This window comes from Leclercia sp. EC_58 (genome assembly GCF_019584355.1).
Taxonomy (GTDB): domain Bacteria; phylum Pseudomonadota; class Gammaproteobacteria; order Enterobacterales; family Enterobacteriaceae; genus Enterobacter.
Genome location: NZ_VDAM01000001.1, coordinates 2519880 through 2540641 on the forward strand (window position 1 = coordinate 2519880; position 20762 = coordinate 2540641).

Annotated in this window: 21 protein-coding genes and 1 pseudogene; 6 read left to right on the forward strand and 16 right to left on the reverse strand. The window is 56.1% G+C overall.

Annotated elements, in window-relative coordinates; genetic code table 11:
- Window positions 1–116, forward strand: a pseudogene (locus FHC51_RS12350) (IS5/IS1182 family transposase); the annotation flags it as partial.
- Here the strand turns inward: FHC51_RS12350 and FHC51_RS12355 are convergent.
- From FHC51_RS12355 to FHC51_RS12365, 3 genes are read right to left on the reverse strand one after another with little or no spacing between them, the layout of a single operon-like run.
- Entirely contained in the window at window positions 78–737 is a 660-nt protein-coding gene (locus FHC51_RS12355) for a FimD/PapC N-terminal domain-containing protein (protein WP_220435654.1), read from the reverse strand. The pseudogene FHC51_RS12350 and the gene FHC51_RS12355 overlap by 39 nt on opposite strands.
- Window positions 738–750: 13 nt before the next feature.
- Entirely contained in the window at window positions 751–1425 is a 675-nt protein-coding gene (locus FHC51_RS12360) for a molecular chaperone (RefSeq protein WP_220435655.1), read from the reverse strand.
- 57 nt (window positions 1426–1482) lie between these two features.
- Window positions 1483–2019 carry a fimbrial protein gene (locus tag FHC51_RS12365; protein WP_103823507.1) on the reverse strand — a complete coding sequence of 179 codons (537 nt, stop codon included), beginning with the start codon at window positions 2017–2019 and terminating at the stop codon, window positions 1483–1485.
- 279 nt (window positions 2020–2298) lie between these two features.
- Here FHC51_RS12365 and ybiB point away from each other — a divergent pair, with 279 nt between their 5' ends.
- Window positions 2299–3261, forward strand: coding sequence for a DNA-binding protein YbiB (ybiB, locus tag FHC51_RS12370; protein WP_220435656.1), 963 nt, complete (start codon window positions 2299–2301; stop codon window positions 3259–3261).
- A gap of 111 nt (window positions 3262–3372) precedes the next feature.
- Here the strand turns inward: ybiB and ybiJ are convergent, their stop codons facing one another.
- The 5 genes from ybiJ to mcbA all read right to left on the reverse strand — a co-directional run bounded on the left by ybiJ (window position 3373) and on the right by mcbA (window position 7835).
- A complete protein-coding gene (ybiJ, locus tag FHC51_RS12375) occupies window positions 3373–3633 on the reverse strand; it encodes a DUF1471 family protein YbiJ (RefSeq protein ID WP_103178785.1) in 261 nt (86 codons plus the stop codon).
- Window positions 3634–3918: 285 nt separating this feature from the next.
- A complete protein-coding gene (locus FHC51_RS12380) occupies window positions 3919–4185 on the reverse strand; it encodes a DksA/TraR family C4-type zinc finger protein (RefSeq protein ID WP_039029401.1) in 267 nt (88 codons plus the stop codon).
- 72 nt (window positions 4186–4257) lie between these two features.
- Window positions 4258–4935, reverse strand: coding sequence for a PKHD-type hydroxylase YbiX (ybiX, locus tag FHC51_RS12385; protein WP_220435657.1), 678 nt, complete (start codon window positions 4933–4935; stop codon window positions 4258–4260).
- 82 nt (window positions 4936–5017) lie between these two features.
- Complete coding sequence (locus FHC51_RS12390; protein ID WP_220435658.1) at window positions 5018–7303, reverse strand: catecholate siderophore receptor Fiu; 2286 nt, start codon at window positions 7301–7303, stop codon at window positions 5018–5020.
- Between the two features lie 271 nt (window positions 7304–7574).
- Window positions 7575–7835 (reverse strand): DUF1471 family periplasmic protein McbA, encoded by a 261-nt coding sequence (gene mcbA / locus FHC51_RS12395; protein WP_103178789.1) that lies wholly within the window; start codon window positions 7833–7835, stop codon window positions 7575–7577.
- A 241-nt stretch (window positions 7836–8076) separates the two neighbouring features.
- On the opposite strand from mcbA, the gene rlmF reads away from it, so the two are divergent.
- Window positions 8077–8991 (forward strand): 23S rRNA (adenine(1618)-N(6))-methyltransferase RlmF, encoded by a 915-nt coding sequence (gene rlmF, locus FHC51_RS12400; RefSeq protein WP_220435659.1) that lies wholly within the window; start codon window positions 8077–8079, stop codon window positions 8989–8991.
- Between the two features lie 34 nt (window positions 8992–9025).
- Here the strand turns inward: rlmF and ybiO are convergent, their stop codons facing one another.
- The 6 genes from ybiO to rhtA all read right to left on the reverse strand — a co-directional run bounded on the left by ybiO (window position 9026) and on the right by rhtA (window position 15647).
- A complete protein-coding gene (gene ybiO / locus FHC51_RS12405; protein ID WP_220435660.1) occupies window positions 9026–11239 on the reverse strand; it encodes a mechanosensitive channel protein in 2214 nt (737 codons plus the stop codon).
- A gap of 135 nt (window positions 11240–11374) precedes the next feature.
- On the reverse strand, window positions 11375–12097 hold the full coding sequence (glnQ, locus tag FHC51_RS12410) for a glutamine ABC transporter ATP-binding protein GlnQ (RefSeq protein ID WP_156238216.1): 723 nt from the start codon (window positions 12095–12097) through the stop codon (window positions 11375–11377).
- On the reverse strand, window positions 12094–12753 hold the full coding sequence (glnP, locus tag FHC51_RS12415; RefSeq protein ID WP_103823501.1) for a glutamine ABC transporter permease GlnP: 660 nt from the start codon (window positions 12751–12753) through the stop codon (window positions 12094–12096). Before glnP ends, glnQ begins: the two co-directional genes overlap by 4 nt.
- 116 nt (window positions 12754–12869) lie before the next feature.
- Complete coding sequence (gene glnH / locus FHC51_RS12420; protein WP_103178793.1) at window positions 12870–13616, reverse strand: glutamine ABC transporter substrate-binding protein GlnH; 747 nt, start codon at window positions 13614–13616, stop codon at window positions 12870–12872.
- 360 nt (window positions 13617–13976) lie between these two features.
- Window positions 13977–14480 carry a DNA starvation/stationary phase protection protein Dps gene (gene dps, locus FHC51_RS12425; RefSeq protein ID WP_103178794.1) on the reverse strand — a complete coding sequence of 168 codons (504 nt, stop codon included), beginning with the start codon at window positions 14478–14480 and terminating at the stop codon, window positions 13977–13979.
- 279 nt (window positions 14481–14759) lie between these two features.
- On the reverse strand, window positions 14760–15647 hold the full coding sequence (gene rhtA, locus FHC51_RS12430; RefSeq protein ID WP_220435661.1) for a threonine/homoserine exporter RhtA: 888 nt from the start codon (window positions 15645–15647) through the stop codon (window positions 14760–14762).
- Window positions 15648–16001: 354 nt separating this feature from the next.
- Between rhtA and ompX the strand changes: the two genes are divergently transcribed.
- Complete coding sequence (gene ompX, locus FHC51_RS12435; RefSeq protein ID WP_114315556.1) at window positions 16002–16520, forward strand: outer membrane protein OmpX; 519 nt, start codon at window positions 16002–16004, stop codon at window positions 16518–16520.
- A 477-nt stretch (window positions 16521–16997) separates the two neighbouring features.
- Here the strand turns inward: ompX and FHC51_RS12440 are convergent, their stop codons facing one another.
- Together FHC51_RS12440 and mntS are read right to left on the reverse strand one after the other, a co-directional pair.
- Window positions 16998–18581 (reverse strand): phosphoethanolamine transferase, encoded by a 1584-nt coding sequence (locus FHC51_RS12440; protein ID WP_220435662.1) that lies wholly within the window; start codon window positions 18579–18581, stop codon window positions 16998–17000.
- A 279-nt stretch (window positions 18582–18860) separates the two neighbouring features.
- A complete protein-coding gene (gene mntS, locus FHC51_RS12445) occupies window positions 18861–18986 on the reverse strand; it encodes a manganase accumulation protein MntS (protein WP_103178798.1) in 126 nt (41 codons plus the stop codon).
- 183 nt (window positions 18987–19169) lie between these two features.
- Between mntS and mntR the strand changes: the two genes are divergently transcribed.
- Entirely contained in the window at window positions 19170–19643 is a 474-nt protein-coding gene (gene mntR / locus FHC51_RS12450) for a manganese-binding transcriptional regulator MntR (RefSeq protein WP_103178799.1), read from the forward strand.
- The gene (locus tag FHC51_RS12455; RefSeq protein ID WP_220435663.1) at window positions 19640–20749 is read left to right on the forward strand and encodes an anion transporter; all 1110 of its coding nucleotides are present in this window, start codon (window positions 19640–19642) and stop codon (window positions 20747–20749) included. Before mntR ends, FHC51_RS12455 begins: the two co-directional genes overlap by 4 nt.
- Window positions 20750–20762: the final 13 nt, after the last annotated feature.

Here is a 20762-nt window from a genome sequence, read left to right on the forward strand (position 1 = left end):
AAGAAAATCGCAGGATCGGCACTCGCTATGACAAGCTGGCCAAGAGCTTTGCAGCCATGGTCACCTTGGCCTGCAGCCTACGTTGCATGCGGCAATACTTTTCGTACAAAGCCTAGTCCCGGTCGCAGGTTCAGGTATTCATTGCGCTCGTGGCTGCCATCTTCACCCCGGCCGTGGCTATCCCCGGCGGAGTAGCTGTAGTTCAGCAGAAAAGCGTTGATCCCGTTGTCCATCTCTTCCGGTGCCACGTAACCGTGGGGCACCGGTGTGATGGCCGCCTGGGGGATGCTCAGCAGCAGCTGCTGCTGGCCGGGGCGGAAAGTGGCACTGGCGGCAGGTAACCCAGAGAGATCGACACAGCCGTCATCCGTTGTGACGCTGAATTTATCGCTCTGGATACCCAGGCTCTTGAGGGTTTCTGGCGAGAGGCAGGGTTGCAGGGTGGCCGGGCCGTTGGCCGGCTGTTGCAGGCCAAAGGCAATTTTTCTGTTGGCGACTTTATTATTATTCACATAGACATCCACCTGATAGTTCCCCGGCGCGATGCCCGGGCCCTTCTCATACAGCGAGAGGTCGGTTTTGCCCTGGCCGGGGGTGTCGATATCCAGCAGCGCCGGGTTGAAGTAATCCTCCGCCAGCACCTGCTGCACCCCCACGCTCAGCACCGCGCAGCCCAGGGCAACCAGCAGAGCGCGCAGGGGATTACGGGGGGCTTTGGTGGAGTACTCCCAGGCCATGGCAGCGTCGGGCTTATTGCAGAGGCGCAGACAAGGCGTGGCTCACCGCGCCATAGTCGTTGATGATTTTCCAGGAAACGGTGTTTCCGGTGATGCCGCCCGGCACGGCAAAGTGCGCGTCGCTGTCCGGGGCTACCCAGGTGACGTTGCTGACTTTTTTGCCGCCCACGGTGATGGCCTGGAAATTCATGTAAAACGGTGTTGGGTTGCTTACCACCAGGTTATTACCCTGTTTGTGCCAACGTAATTTATCCGCCACCTCATCTGGCTTGCCGCTCACGCCGCTCGGACGGTAGATCAGTTTGATCCGCGTCTTAATGGCGATTTGCAGCGTGTTGCTGCTCTCGTTGCGGGAGGTGGAGGGAATGGATTTGATATTCAGCCAGTAGAGCGATTCGCGGTCGTCTGGCAGATTGCCCCCGGTGCGCACCACGCGCAGGACGTTGTCCTGTTTGCCATCAAGGCGAAACAGTGGCGGGGTGATGAGGAACGGCGCTTTATCCTGCCCGGCATCGGTGTTCTCTACCCAGGACTGCACCAGGTAGTCGAGGTTATCCGGGTTGGAAATCCCTAACGACGCTTCTTTTTTATCTCCCTGATAAATTAAACGGGTCCCTTCGATAATCACGCCGGCGTGAGCGGCAGTGGTCATAACTAACAGGGAGGCGATGAAAATAGATTTACGCATGGTGGGACTCTGAATAAAGCTGACAACGCCTGGCCGCAGAGGCCAGGCGCCGCAGGATTAGTTGTACATGACGGTAAAGGTGGAGACCGCATTAGCCGAACCGGCGGTGATGGTGCTGCCGGTCTGGATATAGCGTGCGCCAAATACCAGATCGTTGGTGGTGGTGCCAGACTGCAGCGCATAGCTGGTCGAGGCGGTATAGAGGCTCAGCGGATTTTCGGTTTTATCCAGCAGCTGAATACCCACGCCGGTTGCCGCACCAGTACCTGGGGTGACGGCCAGCACGTTGGCGTTGGTGCCGTCAGCGGAGCCACCAAAGGTGATGGCCGCGCTGGTGATGGTTTCCGGGCAGTCTTTCAGCTGAATATCAAAACGGGTTGTTGCGGTGGTGGAGCCGGAACCGGTAAAGGCCGTTTGCGACACTTTGCCGAGGGAAACATCCAGCGGGCTGCTGACACCATTGACCACCTGGCAGGCGGAGTCGATGATCTCACCCGTAAAATTAATTTGCCCCTCGCCGCTGGTTGCAGCCCAGGCAGAGACAGAACAACATAATGCAGTGGCAATAAAGGTGCCGGAGACAATTTTACGCATAATAATTCCTGAGTGAATTCCGGTGTTTATAACATCCGTTGTGATTAATTTTTGGAAAAAAGCGGGGCGACTTTTTATCGGGGGTAATTTACGAAATTAATTGTTGGCAGATAACTATTGACCCGGTCAATAGTGATTTCATTAATGCTTGATTTTTTATTTTTACTGTAATTACAAGGGGATGGTGTTATTGCCGCCCGGCAGCAATAAGAGAAATGTCTGTCCGATGGCCCCTTATCAACGCTATAGTGTTAACAAGATGTCACAAGGGGAAACAACGTGGATTATCGCAAAATTATCAAAGAGGTCGGGCGGGGGAAAAACCACGCCCGCGACCTGGATCAGGAGACCGCCCGGGCGCTCTATACCGCGATGCTGAACGGCGAGGTACCGGACCTGGAGATGGGCGGCATTTTGATTGCCCTGCGCATTAAGGGTGAAGGCGAAGGCGAAATGCGTGGCTTCTATGAGGCGATGCAGGCACAAACCCTGCGCCTGACGCCGCCGGTGGCGAAGCCGATGCCGGTGGTGATCCCGAGCTACAACGGCGCACGCAAGCAGGCCAACCTGAGCCCGCTGCTGGCGATCCTGCTGCATAAGCTGGGTTTCCCGGTGGTGGTGCACGGCGTGAGTGAAGATCCGACCCGTGTGCTGACGGAAACCATTTTTACCCTGCTGGGCATTGAGCCGACCCGTCACGGCGGCCAGGCGCAGGCGAAGCTCGACGGCCATCATCCGGTCTATATCCCGGTGAGCACTCTCTGTCCGCCGCTGGAAAAACAGCTGGCGATGCGCTGGCGCATGGGGGTGCGTAACAGCGCCCACACCCTTGCCAAGCTGGCGACGCCCTTTGCAGAAGATGCCGCGCTACGCCTTTCCAGCGTGTCTCACCCGGAATATGTCACCCGCGTGGCGACATTTTTTGCCGATATCGGCGGCAGAGGACTCCTGATGCACGGGACGGAAGGCGAAGTCTATGCCAACCCGCAGCGCTGTCCGCAGCTAACGCTGATTGATGCGGCGGGCACCCGGGTGGTGCTGGAGCGCGGCGAAGAGAACAGCGACGTTGTACTGCCGCAGGCAAAAGATGCCGAAACCACGGCGCGCTGGATTGAGGGCTGCCTCGCCGGGCGCGAGGCGGTGCCGCACTCCCTGAAGCTGCAGATGGCCTGCTGTCTGCTGGCGACGGGTCAGGTTGAAACGGTCGATGCCGGGCTGACGCGGGTTAACCAGAGTTTTTAACTAAAAAAAGGCCCGTCCAGCGATGGACGGGCCAAAAAATAACAACAGGGTCAATGAGGGTTGGAACATCTCGCCAGCGAACCGGCGAGCAGAGCAGAGATAAGGGTCAGGTTATTTGTAGATAACCGCAGTGCCGCTCAGTTTGTTGTTGGTATTAGCGGAGGTAATGGTGTAACCGGTCGCGCCAGCCGCTTCAGCTTTCGCCGCCAGGCGTGCTTCCAGACCATCCAGAGTGGTCGCGCCTTCTGCACTGACCACACCGATTTTATTCATGCTGTTTGCCTGGGCAGCGGTTACAGATTCCGCAGCGAAAGCACCGAAAGAGAGAGTCGTCAGGGCAACAGCAGCAACAGCATATTTGATGGTTTTCATGGTCAGTATCTCGCAGGTTATTCTGTTAAGGGGACGTTGTTCCGTCGATGTGATAAGTATCACGCTTTTTTGCGAGAGATTAAATCGAAGAGAATTGACGTCATCATTCGAAAAATTTGAATGACAAATAAGTTATTGAATATTAATAAATTCAGTGAATGGATTTACGTTTCTTGCCGTTGCGCTTTACAGACGCGGCGGTGAGGGCACGTTTTGCCAAACCTGCGGTGAAAAAGCGTGCACTAAAAGGTAATCGCTTGCGTGGCAATGTCGCCGCCAGGCCAGTCATCGCAACTGGCTGTCTTTCGATCCTCTGCGATTATATCCTGCGTGTGATGCGTTGTGTGAATCTTTCTCCTGCTGACAGGCGATGCACAGCCGCACGCCAGGCACCGCTTTACGCCGCGCTTCGGGGATCGGCTCTTCACACTCTTCGCAGAATTTCAGGCTTTCGCCTCGCGGAATTTCGCCCCGCGCCCGCGCCACCGCATCTTCAATGGTACTGTTGATCTGTTCGTTAACGGCGTCATCATTTGCCCAACCGGAAGCCATAGACCCCTCCTGACAGGTTATTGCGCTGTTCAGTAACTATGGGGCCAAAAAACGTACAATCAAGGCGAACGGCTAGATTTCAGACCATTCACGCAGCAGGTTGTGATAGAGATTCAACAGGGAGAGCACTTCGTCGCTTTCGCCGTGACGGGCGCGAAGGGTCTGAATGTTGCGATCCAGCTCGAACAGCATGCCGCGCTTTTTATCGTCGCGGATCATCGACTGGATCCACATAAAGGAGGCTACCCGCACGCCGCGGGTGACCGGCGTGACGCAGTGCAGGCTGCTGGAGGGATAGAGCACCAGATCCCCCGCCGGGAGCTTGACGCTGTGCTGACCGTAGGTGTCGTTCACCACCAGCTCGCCGCCCTCGTAGCTGTCGGGGTCGCTTAAAAAGAGGGTGGCAGAGAGATCGGTCCGCATCCAGCCGCTTTGTGGATGGCTGCGCACGGCGCCGTCAACGTGAAAACCGTAGGTCTCCTGCTGCTGGTAGCGGTTAAACAGCGGGCTTGAGATCTGGCGCGGCAGAGCGGCGGCAAAAAAGAGCGGGTGCTGATTCACCGCCTGCAATACCGCGGCCTGTAGCGTGGCGTAGAGCGGGCTTTGGGTGTCGACCTGCTGGTTGTTTTTAACCTGCGCGCCCTGGTTGCCTACCGTAGCGCGCCCGTCAATCCAGGGGGCCTGCTCCAGTTGGGCGCAAAACTGCGCTACCTCATCGGCGTTCAGCACGCCTGGAATGTGATACATCATAATGGTTCTCCGAAGCGTAGAGCCGCAGCCCCACGCGCTAACAGAAGTGCACTGAAAGGTGGGGCCGAAGCCCCACGCGGGATCAGAAGTGCATGTTCGCCGTTAACATAAAGGTGCGTGGCTCGCCCGGATGATAACGGTAGCCGCTCTTGTTAATGGAGGCGACATAGTCTTCATCAAACAGGTTGTAGACGTTGAGCTGCATGTCGAGGTTGCGGTTGACGCGATAGCCCAGTTTGGCATCCGCCACCCAATACCCTTCGGTAAACGATGGCGTACCCACCGCGCCGTCAGCGCCACGGTGCATGCTGCCAATATAGCGGGCGCCTGCGCCAACGGAGAGATCGTCCGTGGCCTGGTACTGGCTCCACAGGGTGAAGGCATGTTCCGGGGTATACGGCAGAGAAGAGGTGCCATCCTGCGCCACGTCATTGCCGGTGCGCACGCTGGCGCGCTGCTGGGTATAGCCGCCGATCACCTGCCAGGCCGGGGTGATGTTACCCGCTGCCGACAGCTCATAACCCTCGACGCGTTTTTTACCGTACTGGGAGTAAGTGCCGTCATCGTTCTGCTCGACTTCGTTTTCGATGTCGGTGCGGAAGATCGCCGCGGTCAGCAGCAGACGCTTATCGAGCACTTGCCATTTGGTGCCCAGCTCGCTGGTTTTAGCCTTTTGCGGCTTAAAGTCGGTGCGGTTGGCACTGCTGCCGGTTCCGCCCTGGGCCAGCGCGAAGTTATTGCCGCCCGGCGGCTGCTGGGAGATGGCGTAGTTCACATAGACGTTGCCGTATTCGTTCAGGTGATAAAGCGCCCCGGCCTTCCAGTTGACCAGGTTACCGGAGGTGGCGGTATCAACCGTCGTGACCGGGGAACCTTTCGGCGTGCCGGCCGGGCAGGCCACAGCCCCACGCCCCGTGCCGCCGCAGATGCTGGCGCTGTCATATTCGGTATGGTACGTGTCCAGACGAATCCCGCCATTCAGCTCGAAATCACGGGTGACCTGCAACGTGTCGAAGGCGTACAGGCCGAAGGTATCGGTCCGGCCATTGGCGTTGGCGCCGCTGTTGTTCAGACCGCCGATGTCGATATTGCTGTTCGGGTGATAGATATTGACCGGCGGCGGGGTGAGGGCATCCACGCCGTAGTTGGTCTGGGTTTCGCGGGTGAACTCCACCCCGGTGCTGATGTCGTGCCCGACGCTGCCGGTATAAAATTTGGTGGTCAGGTTGGTCTGGTTGGTGAGGATCTTGTTGCTGACATCTTTGGTGTTGGCGTTACGCGACCAGGTCCAGGTGTCCACGTTGTTGCGATCCGGCTGGGTGATATTGCTGGCCCCGCCCATCACGGCGGTCATCAGATAATCCTGCTTCACCCGCGACCAGCGCGTGGTGTTGCGCACGGTGGTATTGTCGTTAAAGTCGTGCTCAAAGCGCATCGTGGCGGTGTCAGACGTAGAATCGTCGTAATCGGAATCGGTGCCGTAGAAGTTGCTGGTGTTCACCTTGCCGGAGTGATTCAGCGCCGCGGTGCCCGCCGATGGGGCAGAGTAGCCCGGCAGCCCGATGGTCGGAATGCCGCCATCCGGGGTGTTGTGCTGGGTGACATGCAGGTAGTTCAGATAGAGGCGGTTTTCCGTTCCCAGCCCCAGGGCGAGGGAAGGGGCCACGCCGTAGCGCTCGTTTTTAACGTTATCGCGCCCTTCATCGTGAGTTTTTTCCCCCATCAGGTTCAGACGAAACGCCGAGGTATCGCCCATTACCTGGTTAATATCGAGGGTTCCACGGCGCATATACGCGCTGCCAATGCTGGCGGAGGCATCAATACCAGAATCCAGACGCGGCTGTTTGCTGATCATATTGATCGAGCCGCTTGGGGCGCTGCGTCCGTAATCGCTGCCGGACGGCCCTTTGATCACTTCCACCTGTTCGGTGTTGAAGGTGTCGCGGGTGGTGGTGCTGATGTCGCGGATACCGTCAACGTAGATGCTGTTCGAGGTATCCACGCCGCGCATGTAGACCGCGTCGCCGGTGGTGGAGTTGCCGTTTTCACCAGCAAAGAAGGCGCCAACACCCGGGACGTTTTTCAACGCGTCGGTCAGATTGGTGGTGCCCTGATCCTTCAACACCTGCTCGGAGATCACCGTCATGGTACGAGTCGTGTCTGCCACCGGGCGGCTGAATTTGGCGTCGGCAGACTTCTGTGGGGCATAGAGCGAAGGCTGGGCAGCCTCTACCACCAGGGTATCGTCAGGTTTGTTATCCGTACTGTCTGCGGCAAGAGCTGTCGCCACCGGGGAAAGACCGATACACAGACCCGCAAAAAAGGTCAGCGAGTTAAAGCTGTTCGGAACGTTGCGATTTTTATCCATATTGTTTAGCGACTTATAATTTTTAGTATTGAGTTTCCATTACGTTGTCAGGCAGGTCTGCGCCTTATCCTGTGCCACGTGATATCCGTAATGAGCCTACAAATGATAATAATTGTGATAAACATTATCATTTGGCGTGACTTTTTATCACTCTCGTCAACAAAATGAAATACGTAAATTTACATTGCCTGCTAAAAAACTTCACAAAGTGGATTTTGGGCAAAAAATGAACTGCACCCCGGGGGATGCAGTTGCAGTGCAGGGCGGGGGATTACTTGTAAATCGTGGCGGTACCGAACATGGTGTTGTCGCCGCTGGCAGAATTCACCACATAGCCTTTAGCGCCTTGTTCACGCGCTTTCTCAGCCAGTTTGTCCTGCAGATCGTCAAGGTCTCTTGCGCCAGAAGCCTGCACGGTTCCGGCTGGTCTCAGTTGACCGGTATCGCCATTGCTGAGTGATTCGATTGACCATGCAGCAAACGACGCACCTGCCAGTGAAGCGGCAGCGAGCATTACCAGGTATTTTTTCATAATCACTTCCTCTGATTGACAACGGGTGACGCACACTAAGTGTAGAACGGCCCAGAGTGTGATTTAGGGCAAAAAATTGATGATGATCTGCTTATTTTTTGAACGACATTTTTTGACAATTACATGACAAATCAGCGACATACAGGTGACTGATTTCTGGTGTTTTATTCTGCGGCGCAGAGAAATATTTACCGTTGCGCCCGCAACGGGTATCTTACGCCGCTGTTTACAGGAGAACGCCATGACATCCCAGAAGCCGGGGTTGCACCCTCGCAACCGCCACCGTAGCCGTTACGACATGAATGCCTTATGCGAGAGCTGTCCGGCGCTGCGCGAATTTATCACCCAGACGCCCACAGGCGAGCCAACGGTGAACTTCGCCGATCCACAGGCGGTGAAGACGCTGAATAAAGCGCTGCTGATGCATTTCTACGGGGTAACGCAGTGGGATATTCCGGACGGCTATCTCTGCCCACCGGTGCCGGGGCGTGCCGACTATATTCACCATCTCGCCGATCTGCTGGCGGAGGGTAACAACGGCGTCGTTCCCGCAGAGGCAACCCTCCTGGATATTGGCACCGGCTCGAACCTCATTTACCCGCTGATTGGTGTGCATGAATATGGCTGGCGCTTTACCGGCAGCGAAGTGGACCCGCAGGCGTTTACCAACGCCACGGCCATCATTAACGGTAACCCCGGCATGAGCCGCGCCATCCGTCTGCGTCGTCAGAAAGAGGCCTCGGCGATCTTCACGGGTATCATCCATAAAAACGAACAGTACGACGCCACCCTGTGCAATCCGCCGTTCCATGATTCTGCTGAATCCGCCCGGGCGGGCAGCGAGCGTAAGCGTCGCAACCTCGGCCAGGCGGCCGATGCCGCGCTGAACTTCGGCGGCCAGCAGCAGGAGCTGTGGTGCGAAGGCGGCGAAGTGGCGTTTATCACAAAGATGATTGCCGAAAGCGCCCAGTGTGCCCGTCAGGTGAAGTGGTTTACTACCCTGGTCTCCCGCAGCGAAAACCTGCCGCCGCTCTACCGCGCCCTGACCGACGTCGGCGCGGTGAAAGTGGTGAAAAAAGAGATGGCCCAGGGACAGAAGCAGAGCCGCTTTATCGCCTGGACCTTTATGGACAACGCCAAACGCCGCCAGCGTTAACCGCTTCTCCCCGGTGGCGCTGCGCTTACCGGGGCTACAGGGTGGGCTCCTGCGGTGACGGTGGTGTCGGGCCCGGCGACGGCAACAGCTGATACATCTGCACCGGCATTCGCACGTTCGCCAGGTCAAAGTGCTTTTTCACCATGCTGTCGAGGGCGAAACGCACCGTCCACTGTTTCAGCGGCTGGGTGGTGAACGACACGCGCAGGGTAAAGGCGGTGCTGGTCAGGCCGACAATCCCGGCAAACGACGGCTCGCCGATAATCAGCCCGCGAATATCCTCTCTCTCCAGCAGCTCATCCACCGCCGCTTTCAGCGCATCTTTCGCTTTTTCGGCATCTTCATGCCTGTCCACGTCATAGTTCGCCACCACCGACCCGATGCCGCGGACAAAGTTGGCAAAGGTAGTGATCGATGACCACGGAATGATGTGATACGCCCCGGTATCCTGCCGTACACCCACCGAACGAATTGACATCCGCTCCACCGTGCCGGTCAGCGGCCCGATGGTTACCAGATCCCCGGTATTCATCCCGTTTTCAAACTGAATAAAGATCCCGGTGATGATGTCCTTTACCAGCGTCTGGGAGCCAAAAGAGATCGCCAGCCCCAGCGCCCCGGCCCCTGCCAGCAGCGGAGCGATGTTGACGCCAATTTCCGAGAGCACAATCATGATGGTAATGGTGCTGATGACCACCGCCAGCGCGTTGCGGAACAGCGTCAGCAGCGTTCGGGCACGGGCGCTGGGCAGTGGACGGCCATGAATATCTGACGCCAGCCGGTTTTCGATCAGGCTCGCCAGGATCGTCCAGCCGATGGCGGAGAAGAAGAGGATCAGCGCGATACGGATCAGAATATCGACCGTCTTTTCCCCTGCGCCGTTGTGCAGCCAGTTCCAGAAATCGAACAGCCCCCAGGCGCTCAGCAGCAGCATAATGGCGACGCAGACCGTCAGGAACCGCGCCACCTTCAGCGACACGGAGATCCAGCCGTTGAGCCGTTTTTGCAGCTCCGGGTAGCTGCGCTGCACGTGCGGCGAGAGGGTGATGGTTTTAGCCAGCCAGCGGGAGAGCAGCCCCGACACGAAGGCGGCAATGCCGACGATGGCCAGGCTGCGGAAGGTCGCCCCCATCATAAACTTGAGGCTGTTGCCCGGATCGAACAGGGAGAAGAAGCAGAGCACAATAAAATAGGCGCTCGCCAGCCAGTGCCACACGAGGGCAAAAGCGCGAATAAACAGGCTGAAGAAGGCCAGCGAACGGTCGGCAAGGTGGAGCAGCCCCTCGGTAATGGCGCGCTTGTTATGAAAGATCAGGTACAGCGCCCAGACGGTAATACAGAGCATGATCAGCACGTTGGCCAGGGCGCCAATCTGCACGTTGACCTGATTGGAGATAATCGGCACCGCCACCAGCAGGCCATAGCCGATAAGGCCGCTCAGAATACTCAGGCGTAGCGACCAGTACTGCGCGGCGCTGTCGTTAATGGCGAAAGGTCGTAGATCGGGCACGCGTGGGCAAAATATCAACCGCAGGATCGCTTTGAAGAATTCAATCAGCGCGAAGGCATTGAGGAACAGCGCCTGCTGGAAGGCAATGGTCGGGTTGCCGGTGTTGAGGTACTCGCGCAGCATCTGGCCAATAAACAGGGTTAGCGCCAGCAGCAGCAGATCGATAATAAAGGCCGCGGCGATGGTCAGCGGCAGATGGACCCAGCTGCTGGTTTCGCGGTTCTTTTTGCGCCCCCAGCTCCCCATTTTGCGGTACAACGGCCAGGCGCAGAGCCTCACCATCCAGTAAAAGGCAAAGACCAGTCCGGCCAGGATCAGAAACTGCTGTGCGGCGGCGGTAAAGGTTTGCGGGTTAAAGGCCTTGTGCGGGGAGCCGATCAGGTTGCGATAGAGCTGGGCGAAACGTGAGGCGAGGGCCTCGCCATAGTGACGGCTGATATCAGTGACGTTCTCCAGCACCGTTTTCTCTTCGGTGATCTCCGGCGGGGTTATTTTAGGCACCGGTGTCTCAGGCGGTGTGGCAGCCACGCTGCGCAGCTGATCGATCAGCTCCTTGCGCGAGGCGTCATTTTCCAGCACATCAGCCAGCGCCGAGTAGGCCGCCTTTTTCTGCTCAACGTCCGGTTCCGGTGGCGGCGTGCTCTGCTCGCTGGCGGTGGCGGCGGGAATGCCCGGCAGGCTGACGGCCTGGGCAGGCAGACAAAACAGGCTTATCAGGAGCAGCAAAATCCACGGCACGATGTCCTCCGGTGACAAAATTGTGCAAAGTGATAAGTATAGAAGGCGGGCGGAAGCGGGGGGTTTTTGGGAGAATTCCGTCAATAAAAAAGCCGGGTGGCGGCTACGCCTACCCGGCTTACAAAAGGCAAAAACTTACGAAACGTGCTGCAAAAACTCCTGCAAACGCTGGCTCGGTGGGTTTTCAATCAACGCCTGCGGATTACCATCTTCGGCAATACGGCCTTTGTCGATGAAAATCAGGCGTGAGGCCACTTTCTCAGCAAAGCCGATTTCGTGGGTCACGATCACCATGGTCATCCCTTCTTCGGCCAGGTCCTGCATAACCTTCAGCACTTCGTGGCGCAGTTCCGGGTCGAGGGCCGAGGTTGGCTCATCGAAGAGCATCATCTTTGGTTTCACCGCCAGCGCACGGGCGATGGCCACGCGCTGCTGCTGACCGCCGGAAAGCTCGGACGGGTAGTGATGCCCGCGCTCCGCCAGCCCCACTTTCGCCAGCAGCTCTTTTGCAAGCCGCTCGGCTGCCGCTTTGTCGGCACCGCGCACGCGCAGGGGGCCAAACATCACGTTTTCCAGCGCCGTCAGGTGCGGGAAGAGATAAAACTGCTGGAACACCATGCCCGCTTCCTGGCGGATCAGGCGTTCGTCCACTTTCGGGTCGTTGACCTTCAGGCCATCGACAATCAGATCGCCGCTGGTGATCTCCTCCAGCTTGTTGATGCAGCGCAGCAGGGTCGATTTACCGGAGCCGGACGGCCCGATAATGACCACCACTTCGCCGGTCTGAATAGTCAGGTCGATGTTGTGCAGCACCTGGGTCTGACCGAAGTGCTTGGAGACGTTTTTAAATTCAATCACAGGATTTTCATCCTTTTTTCAAGACGACGCAGCACGAAGCTCAGCGCCAGCGTAATAATCAGATAGACCACGGCCACGGCGCTCCAGATCTCCAGCGCACGGAAGTTACCGGCAATGATCTCCTGGCCCTGACGGGTCAGTTCAGCCACGCCGATAACAATGAACAGCGAAGTGTCTTTAATGCTGATGATCCACTGGTTACCCAGCGGTGGCAGCATACGGCGCAGCGCCAGCGGCAGGATCACGTGGCGGATGGTTTCGCGACGGGAGAGACCCAGCGCCAGACCAGCCTCGCTGAAGCCTTTATGGATCGACAGTACCGCACCGCGGGTGATCTCGGCGATATAGGCACCGGAGTTGATCATGATGGTGACCACCGCCGCGCTGAAGGGGTCAATGCGCAGGTCGGTAAAGGCCATCGGCAGGGCGAAGTAGATAAACATCACCTGCACCACAATCGGCGTGCCGCGGATCACTTCGATGAAAACCAGCGCTACGTGGTTGGCTATCCAGCCGCCGTAGGTGCGGGCAAAACCGGCGACGAGGCCGATAATCAACCCGCCAACCAGACCGAGGACCGAAATCCACAGGGTCATTTTGGCGCCTTCAAGCAAAAGAGGAATGGCGGGCCAGATGGCGCTCCAGTCAAACTGCATGATGAGTTCCTGTATACCGTGGTGAAAACAAACAGTCAGCGACAGTGTGCGTGACTAAAATTGCAGGCCCGGTGAGCGCGCGCCACCGGGCCTGACAGAGCCTGGATCAGGCTGAATTATTTAGGTTCAGTACCGAACCATTTTTTATAGATTTCGTTGTAAGTGCCGTTCTCGCGCAGGGTTTTCAGCGCGCCATTCACTTTAGTACGCAGCTCGTCGCTGCCTTTCGGGAAGGCGATACCGTATTCCTGTGCTTCCAGGGAATCACCTACCGCTTTGAACTTGCCATTGCCTGCGGTTTTGATGAAGTAAAGGATGTTTGGTGTGTCGTGCAGCACAGCGTCAGCACGGTTGGTGCCGAGTTCCATGTAGGCGTTGTCGATGTTCGGGAACTGGCGCAGATCTTTCGATTTGATGTTGGCCTTAGCGTAATCAACAGAACCGGTGCCGCTCTTCACCGCAACCACTTTGCCGTCGAGATCTTTCACGCTTTTAACGTCGTTGTTATCCGCTTTCACCATCACCAGCAGGCCGCTTTTGTAGTAGCCGTCAGAGAAGTCGATCGCTTTTTTACGTGCGTCAGTAATGGTGATACCGGCCAGCGCCAGGTCAACGTTTTTGGTTTGCAGTGCCGGCACAATGCCGCTGAAGTCCATTGGCTTCAGGGTGTAGTCCAGCTTCAGTTCTTTCGCGATAGCCGCCCACAGATCCACGTCAAATCCAACGTACTGGTCGCCCTGTTTAAATTCGAACGGTACGAAGGCGGTGTCGGTGGCAACAATCAGTTTCTTATCAGCAGCCTGAGAAGAGACCGCAAAAGCCAGGGTAAGTGCAGCCAGTGAAACTTTTAATACAGACTTCATAGCATTTCCTTTTATATCCACGGGGCGATCCCCTGCGAGAACGAACGCTCTATGAAAAAATCGTGCCAACTTTACAACGTGTTGTTTTTGCAAGGCCAGGACGGATTTCATTGCACAAAAAAGGTCACAATGGCGGTCAGTTGCACCATAACGAAGCACTGTTTTGGTGCAGTGAAACGCCATCACTAACGGTTATGCTATTTAGCGCAAATATTGATGAGAAAACAATCTTTCATTAACGATTGTGTGAGGTGATTATTACAAATGCTTTACGTTTGGCCGGGGAGAGGAGAAATGACTGCACCATGAAAGTGCAAAACCCCCGCCAGAAGCGAGGGTATGATAGCAAAATGCTATGGATTACTCGATGTTAGACTCGATGAACCACAGGAACTGATCCAGGTCGCGGGATGCCGCGGTCAGGATATCTGCCGTGTCTTCGTCTTTCACTTCGCCAATCGCTTTACGCACGTCGTTGGCGACAACAGCATAACGATCCGCCAGCTCTTTCAGGTGGTCCTGAACGCTGTGGATATCCAGCGGGTAGCTCTTCAGCGGGGTTTTGCTGTTGATCACCTGGGTTGTACCCAGCGCCACGCCGCCCAGCTGCACGGCACGTTCAGCCATGGTATCCAGGTGAGTAGTCAGTGCAGTGCGGAAGCCATCCAGCATCTCATGCACAGCAATAAAGTTGGCACCGCGCATATTCCAGTGAGCCTGTTTAGTAATCAGGGACAGGTCAATGAACTGGATCACCTGGCGATTCAGCAGCTCAATCGTCGCTTTCTTATCGCTGTCTGACACATCGTTACGGGTATACAGCAGATTAGGTGCTTTTGTTTTTACCAGTTTAGCGGTAGGCATAATCTCATTTCCTCTTGATGTTGGCGTCCAAAGTTATTTCGGAATTAAGTATAGCACCGGCTATAGATAGCGCGACCGGGTCCTGCCTATCGGTTTAATAGTAAAAGGTTGGTTGTGATATATAACTATTTGAAAATAAATGGATACTTATATCGGTGGGTAAATTAATCTTATTTTTTAAGGACTTTGAAGGAGGGGCGGAAAATATTTCAAAATAATGACGCTAATGCGAATGGGAATATTTTGCCGGGGAACCGCTCCCCGGCAAAATAACGCCCGCTAGCGAATATCCACCTCTTCCACTTTACTCTCCCGGCGCAGGGTGAGGGTCGAACCCATCGAGGCGGCAATGATCGAGCAGAGCGCCAGCGTCTGGGTGAAGGTCAGGGTTTCGCCGAGGAATATCATTCCGGATATCGCCGCCAGCGCCGGTTCCATACTCATCAGGGTACCGAAAATTCGCGTCGGCAGACGCGTGAGGGCAATCATCTCCAGCGAGTAGGGGAGCGCGGTGGAGAGCACCGCCACCGCCAGCCCCACCGGCAGAATTGACCACTGCCAGATCGATTCTGTGGCCTGGACCATCCCCAGAGGAACGAAAACTATGGCGGCGATAAGCGACCCGAGGGCGACCGTGGCGGGGCCGTGCTCTTCGCCGGCGCGCTGTCCGGTCAGAATATAGATGGCCCAGCAGGCACCTGCCCCCAGCGCCAGCGCTGCGCCGGTGAGATCAACGTGCGAGACGTCCTGGCCCAGCGGCAGAAGAAACCATAGCCCGAGCACCGCCAGCACCACCCAGATAAAGTCCACCGGACGTCGGGAGGAGAACAGGGCTACCGCCAGCGGGCCGGTGAACTCCAGCGCCACGGCGATCCCCAGCGGCACCGTCTGAATCGACAGGTAAAAGAGGTAGTTCATCGCCCCCAGCGACAGTCCGTAAAAGAGCAGGGGCAGGCGCTGCTCCTTCTGAAAGCGCAACCGCCAGGGTTTAAAAATCACAACCAGGATCAGGGTACCGAGCGCAATACGCAGCGCCGTCACGCCAGGGGCACCCACTACCGGAAAGAGCGATTTTGCCAGCGAAGCGCCGCTCTGTATGGAGAGCATGGCAATAAGAATGACGATTACGGGCAACCAGACCGGCGCCCTGCGAGACAACCCAGGCATCCTTTCTCCTGTCAGTTTGTGTCAAAGGAAGTAAAGAGGAGGAGTGTAAAGGAAATAACGCCGGGCGGTTGAGACTTTGTTGAAAAAAAGTCGTCACAAATCCGTAAAATGGCCTCATACGGCAGAATGATTTCTGTAACAGATTAGGAATCATCTGGATGAATGTATTGTGACTGACGCGCACTATTAGCGTTATGAAACACAAATGTGGTGTTTTTTGAACAAGATAGCTGCTGGTAGAAATGTTTAGTTACATGAAAACCCGCGTTAGACATCACGAATCACAAAGAGTTCACAAGTTTTTTTGATATATTTAAAACTTACGGATTTACTTGAAGCACATTTGAGGTGGTTATGAAAAAAATTGCATGTCTTTCAGCACTGGCGGCCGTTCTGGCTGTTTCCGCAGGTTCCGCAATGGCAGATACGTCCACCGTTACTGGCGGTTACGCTCAGAGCGATATGCAGGGCGTAATGAACAAAACCAACGGTTTCAACCTGAAATATCGCTACGAGCAGGATAACAACCCACTGGGTGTTATCGGTTCCTTCACCTACACCGAGAAAGACCGTTCTGAAGACGGCGCGTACAACAAAGGTCAGTACTACGGCATCACCGCTGGCCCGGCTTACCGTCTGAACGACTGGGCAAGCATCTACGGTGTTGTGGGTGTTGGCTACGGTAAATTCCAGCAGACTGAAAACCAGGGCTTCAACCGCACTGCAAGCAACAGCGACTACGGTTTCTCCTATGGCGCAGGTATGCAGTTCAACCCAGTTGAAAACGTTGCGCTGGACTTCTCCTATGAGCAGAGCCGCATCCGTAACGTTGACGTTGGCACCTGGATCGCGGGCGTAGGTTACCGCTTCTAATCACTTCGGTGAGCCAATATAAAAACCCGCTTCGGCGGGTTTTTTTGTTTTTATCTGATCCTATCGACTGAAGAGCCACCGGTAATATTTTCGCGTCTACAGCAATGATCAAATTTAAAAAAATACCTAACTTACAGCGGCTCCCTGGTCCGGCTGAAAATCGCCGAAGCGTTTCCGGAAGGCCGGGGCGAGGCGCAGGGACGCGCCGAGAGGGCATAGCCTGCATGGATGCAGGCTTGTGCCCGACCCGAAAGCCTGAAGGAATAAGCTGAGGGCACCGCGAAGCGGCGATTTTCTTTGCCGGGAGCCGGGATTGCTAAGGGGGCGGCGGCGAGCCCCCTTAGCACGTTCACAGGTGACGTGGCATACAGAGAGAGACTGAACGTAAAGTGAACGGAACAACTAACTTTGCTGCATGTTCTCTCTCACTCCAGCTATGTAGAGAAGGATTGGGTAAGAACATCAGCCCGCACGAACCTACCGGTTTTTCGTCTCAAACAGATCCGTCCCCAGATGGTTGTAATCCACTTTCTGTAATTTAAAGTTGGTCACATACACCGGCGGCGCTTTATCGTTCGACAGGAATCGGTACTTATTCGCGATCTCTTTGGCCCTGATCCCCGTCCACTGCGAGAAGAAACTTAAGAAATCATTCGCCGAGCGGCGCGCTTTGATGATGCGATGGGCTTTGTCATCGCTAGACAGCACCATAAACGGCACCTGGAAGTTCTGCTGATAAGCGTCATCGTGCGCCAGATACTGCACCTCTTTTCCGCGCTCCTTGAACGCCAGCCCGTGATCGGAGAAATAGACCATCGAGAAACTCTCGCCGGTGTTTTGCAGCTGGGCATAGAGCTTGCTGAGCAGGTCATCGGTCTGGGTCATGGTGTAGAGATAGCACGACGTCTCTTTCGACTGCACGAACTCGGCATATTTCCCCTGAGTGCGATCGCAGGCCTGCGGATGGGAACCCATCAGGTGCAGAACGATCAGCTGCGGCTGGGTGCGATGGCTGCTGAAGACCTGTTCGGTCATCTTCAGTAAAGCCTCATCCCGGGTATTTTTATCCGCCTCGAAATCACCGCTTTTCAGGAAATGCACTTCGTCAGCCCGTTTGGCAATGCTGGCGATGGCGGTATCGTATTCGCCGATCTGCCCCTGGTTGGAGAACCACCAGCTCTGGAAGCCCGCGCGGTTGGCGAGGGTCACAAAGTTATCCTGATACTGCGGCTTATTGTCCACCACCCGGTTAAGCGTCAGCCCCAGCGACTTCTGGGTAGAACCGCTGGCGGCAATGTAATCGGTAAACAGGGTGCCGTTGACCTTGCTGGCGAACGGGGTGTTATTCCAGTGGCCGCCAAAGGCGCCCAGCGCATCGCGGCGGGCGCTTTCACCGATCACCACCATATAGATGTGATACTTCGGTTTTACCCCCAGCACGTTCCAGGTGTCCTTCATCTGCGACAGTTCGGCCATACGGGCCTGCTCTTCAACCACTTCCTGGTTGTTCACCACCACATCTTTGACGAAGCGAAACACCGGATAGCCGGTATCTTTCAGCTTGAAGACGCCGCCCCAGGCCAGGTTCTGCACCGGGGCGACAAAAAAGGCCACCACGCTGAAGACCAGACACAGGCTGTCGATTTTGCTCCACGCGTTTCTGGGTTGCGGCTTACGGCGCACGGCAATCACGCCGAGCGCAAAGATAAACAGGGCGACGATATAGCTGTACCACGGGAAGATGGTGAGGATCTCCGTCGACTCTTCCATGTTGGTAGAGTGCATCGCCAGCAGGGTATTAAAGTTTGGCGCGCCGTAGGCCTGACCAAAAGGGAAATACATGGCCGCCACCAGCGAGCAGACGCCGACCACCCCTTTCTGTAATCGCGGCGCGCTGAGCCACAAAAGATGCAGGATACAGGTGAAGGCAACGGCATACAGCAGGCTGAATTCGTAGCCCAGGGCAAAGTTAATCAGCAGCGACTGTAAAAAATAGAATCCGGTCCACGGGCTTAAGGCCCGGCTGCGGGTAATGAGCGTCTCTTTCAGGGTTAAATTCATAGGTCACTATCGCGAAAACGCCATGTGCTCACCCTGGCGCCAAGGGTCAAAACCTGCCTGAGAATGCGTAGAAGGGGGATTGAGGTCCGCATCTGCGAGCCGCAAAAAGTGCAGGGCTGCAAGAAGATAGAGCCAGTGAGGTATAACGTCAACAGATATAAAAGGGGTGTTTTGCGAAGAGGGCTGCATTTCCGTAAAAAAGATCGGGGAATAGCCGTCCGCGAGGGAGTATAGCGATGATAAATGACAAAAAAATGAAGCGGCGTACCGCGACGCCGCTTAGTGGGAAGGTTTGTTCTGCTCTGGCTTGCCGTTGATGATGTCGCAAATCATATTCAGCAGCATTAAGCGTACCTTAAAGGGAGAGTGGCTAAACACGCGCATACACCTCTTGAATTCGTTCATATGACCTCCTGCGGGTTGATCCCTTCGATCCTTGAAGGGTGACTGCATTACATACAGATATAGCACAGGCTATGTTGTATAGCTATGGCTATTACGTTAATTTTTTGTGCTTGTGTAGCGATGGTTTACAATGGCCGCTTATGCATTGATACGCTTGATGTGTCACCGGATTGAGGAAGCACAATGAATCGCCGTGCAGGTAAACCAACAACAAAAAAAATGACGCAACTGGTCAATGTCGAAGAGCATGTCGAAGGCTTTCGCCAGGTTCGCGAAGCGCATCGCCGCGAGCTGATTGATGACTATGTCGAGCTGATCTCGGATCTGATCCGCGAAGTAGGGGAGGCCCGTCAGGTGGATATGGCGGCGCGTCTTGGCGTCTCCCAGCCAACGGTGGCAAAAATGCTCAAGCGTCTGGCCACGGTGGGCCTGATCGAAATGATCCCCTGGCGCGGCGTCTTTCTCACCCCGGAAGGGGAAAAGCTGGCGCAGGCGAGCCGCGAGCGCCATCAGATTGTCGAAAACTTCCTGTTGGTACTGGGCGTCAGCCCTGAGATTGCCCGCCGGGATGCCGAAGGAATGGAACATCACGTCAGCGAAGAGACGTTGCAGCAGTTCCTGGCCTTTACGCTGAAACACGGATCCGCCGCAGAATGACCCTTCCAGGCCTGCGGGCGCTGGCCCGCGATCGTTTCTTTCATCTGTTGCTGGTGGTCGGGATTGGGCTCAATTTTCTGGTTCCCTTCGCACCTGAGCGCTGGCCTGCCGCCATCGACTGGCACACCATTATTACCCTCGCCGGGCTGATGATGCTCACCAAAGGGGTCGAACAGAGCGGCTTTTTTGACGTGCTCGGGCGCAAGATGGTACGCCGTTTCGCTACCGAGCGGCGCCTGGCGCTGTTTATGGTCTTCTCTGCCGCGCTGCTCTCGACCTTCCTGACCAATGATGTGGCGCTGTTTATCGTGGTGCCGCTGACGCTCACGCTGCGCAAGCTGTGCGAAATCCCGGTTAACCGGATGATCATCTTCGAGGCGCTGGCGGTTAACGCCGGGTCGCTGTTGACCCCGATTGGTAACCCGCAAAACATCCTGCTGTGGGGGCGCTCCGGACTGTCGTTCGCCGCCTTTACCTGGCAAATGGCTCCGCTGGCGCTGGTGATGATGTTAACCCTGGCGCTGCTGTGCTGGTTTGCTTTCCCGTCAACGCCGCTGCGCTATCACAGCGGCAGCGCCATCGCCCAGGCGAAACCGCGGCTGGCGTTGAGTTGTCTGGCGCTCTATCTGGTCTTTCTGGTGGCTCTCGATCTGAAACAGGAGCTATGGGGCGTGCTGTTGGTGGCGGGGGGCTTCCTGCTGCTGGCGCGTCGGGTGGTGATAAGCGTGGACTGGACGCTGCTGCTGGTATTTATGGCGATGTTTATCGATGTGCACCTGCTGATTCAGGTCCCGGCGTTGCAGGGCATGCTGCAGAATGTCACCCATCTGTCGCAGCCGGAGCTGTGGCTCACCGCCATCGGGCTGTCGCAGTTTATCAGCAACGTACCTTCTACCATTCTGCTGCTGAACTATGTGCCGCCGACGGCGCTACTGGCCTGGGCGGTGAATGTCGGGGGCTTTGGTTTGCTGCCTGGCTCCCTCGCAAACCTCATCGCTCTGCGGATGGCAAACGATCGTCGGATCTGGTGGCGCTTCCATCTCTGGTCGCTGCCTATGCTGGTCTGGGCCGGGTTCGTCGGTTTCGGATTATTCCTTCTCATATAGTGCCCTATTTGTC

Bases quoted from the DNA above. Each gene is read 5' to 3' on its own strand.
- FHC51_RS12390 (WP_220435658.1), bottom strand. From the start codon at position 7,303: ATGGATAAAAATCGCAACGTTCCGAACAGCTTTAACTCGCTGACCTTT.
- glnH (WP_103178793.1), bottom strand. From the start codon at position 13,616: ATGAAGTCTGTATTAAAAGTTTCACTGGCTGCACTTACCCTGGCTTTT.
- FHC51_RS12440 (WP_220435662.1), bottom strand. From the start codon at position 18,581: ATGAATTTAACCCTGAAAGAGACGCTCATTACCCGCAGCCGGGCCTTA.
- mcbA (WP_103178789.1), bottom strand. From the start codon at position 7,835: ATGAAAAAATACCTGGTAATGCTCGCTGCCGCTTCACTGGCAGGTGCG.
- ybiJ (WP_103178785.1), bottom strand. From the start codon at position 3,633: ATGAAAACCATCAAATATGCTGTTGCTGCTGTTGCCCTGACGACTCTC.
- rhtA (WP_220435661.1), bottom strand. From the start codon at position 15,647: ATGCCTGGGTTGTCTCGCAGGGCGCCGGTCTGGTTGCCCGTAATCGTC.
- FHC51_RS12455 (WP_220435663.1), top strand. From the start codon at position 19,640: ATGACCCTTCCAGGCCTGCGGGCGCTGGCCCGCGATCGTTTCTTTCAT.
- FHC51_RS12380 (WP_039029401.1), bottom strand. From the start codon at position 4,185: ATGGCTTCCGGTTGGGCAAATGATGACGCCGTTAACGAACAGATCAAC.
- FHC51_RS12355 (WP_220435654.1), bottom strand. From the start codon at position 737: ATGGCCTGGGAGTACTCCACCAAAGCCCCCCGTAATCCCCTGCGCGCT.
- ybiX (WP_220435657.1), bottom strand. From the start codon at position 4,935: ATGATGTATCACATTCCAGGCGTGCTGAACGCCGATGAGGTAGCGCAG.
- ompX (WP_114315556.1), top strand. From the start codon at position 16,002: ATGAAAAAAATTGCATGTCTTTCAGCACTGGCGGCCGTTCTGGCTGTT.
- mntS (WP_103178798.1), bottom strand. From the start codon at position 18,986: ATGAACGAATTCAAGAGGTGTATGCGCGTGTTTAGCCACTCTCCCTTT.
- rlmF (WP_220435659.1), top strand. From the start codon at position 8,077: ATGACATCCCAGAAGCCGGGGTTGCACCCTCGCAACCGCCACCGTAGC.
- FHC51_RS12365 (WP_103823507.1), bottom strand. From the start codon at position 2,019: ATGCGTAAAATTGTCTCCGGCACCTTTATTGCCACTGCATTATGTTGT.
- dps (WP_103178794.1), bottom strand. From the start codon at position 14,480: ATGCCTACCGCTAAACTGGTAAAAACAAAAGCACCTAATCTGCTGTAT.
- glnP (WP_103823501.1), bottom strand. From the start codon at position 12,753: ATGCAGTTTGACTGGAGCGCCATCTGGCCCGCCATTCCTCTTTTGCTT.
- FHC51_RS12360 (WP_220435655.1), bottom strand. From the start codon at position 1,425: ATGCGTAAATCTATTTTCATCGCCTCCCTGTTAGTTATGACCACTGCC.
- mntR (WP_103178799.1), top strand. From the start codon at position 19,170: ATGAATCGCCGTGCAGGTAAACCAACAACAAAAAAAATGACGCAACTG.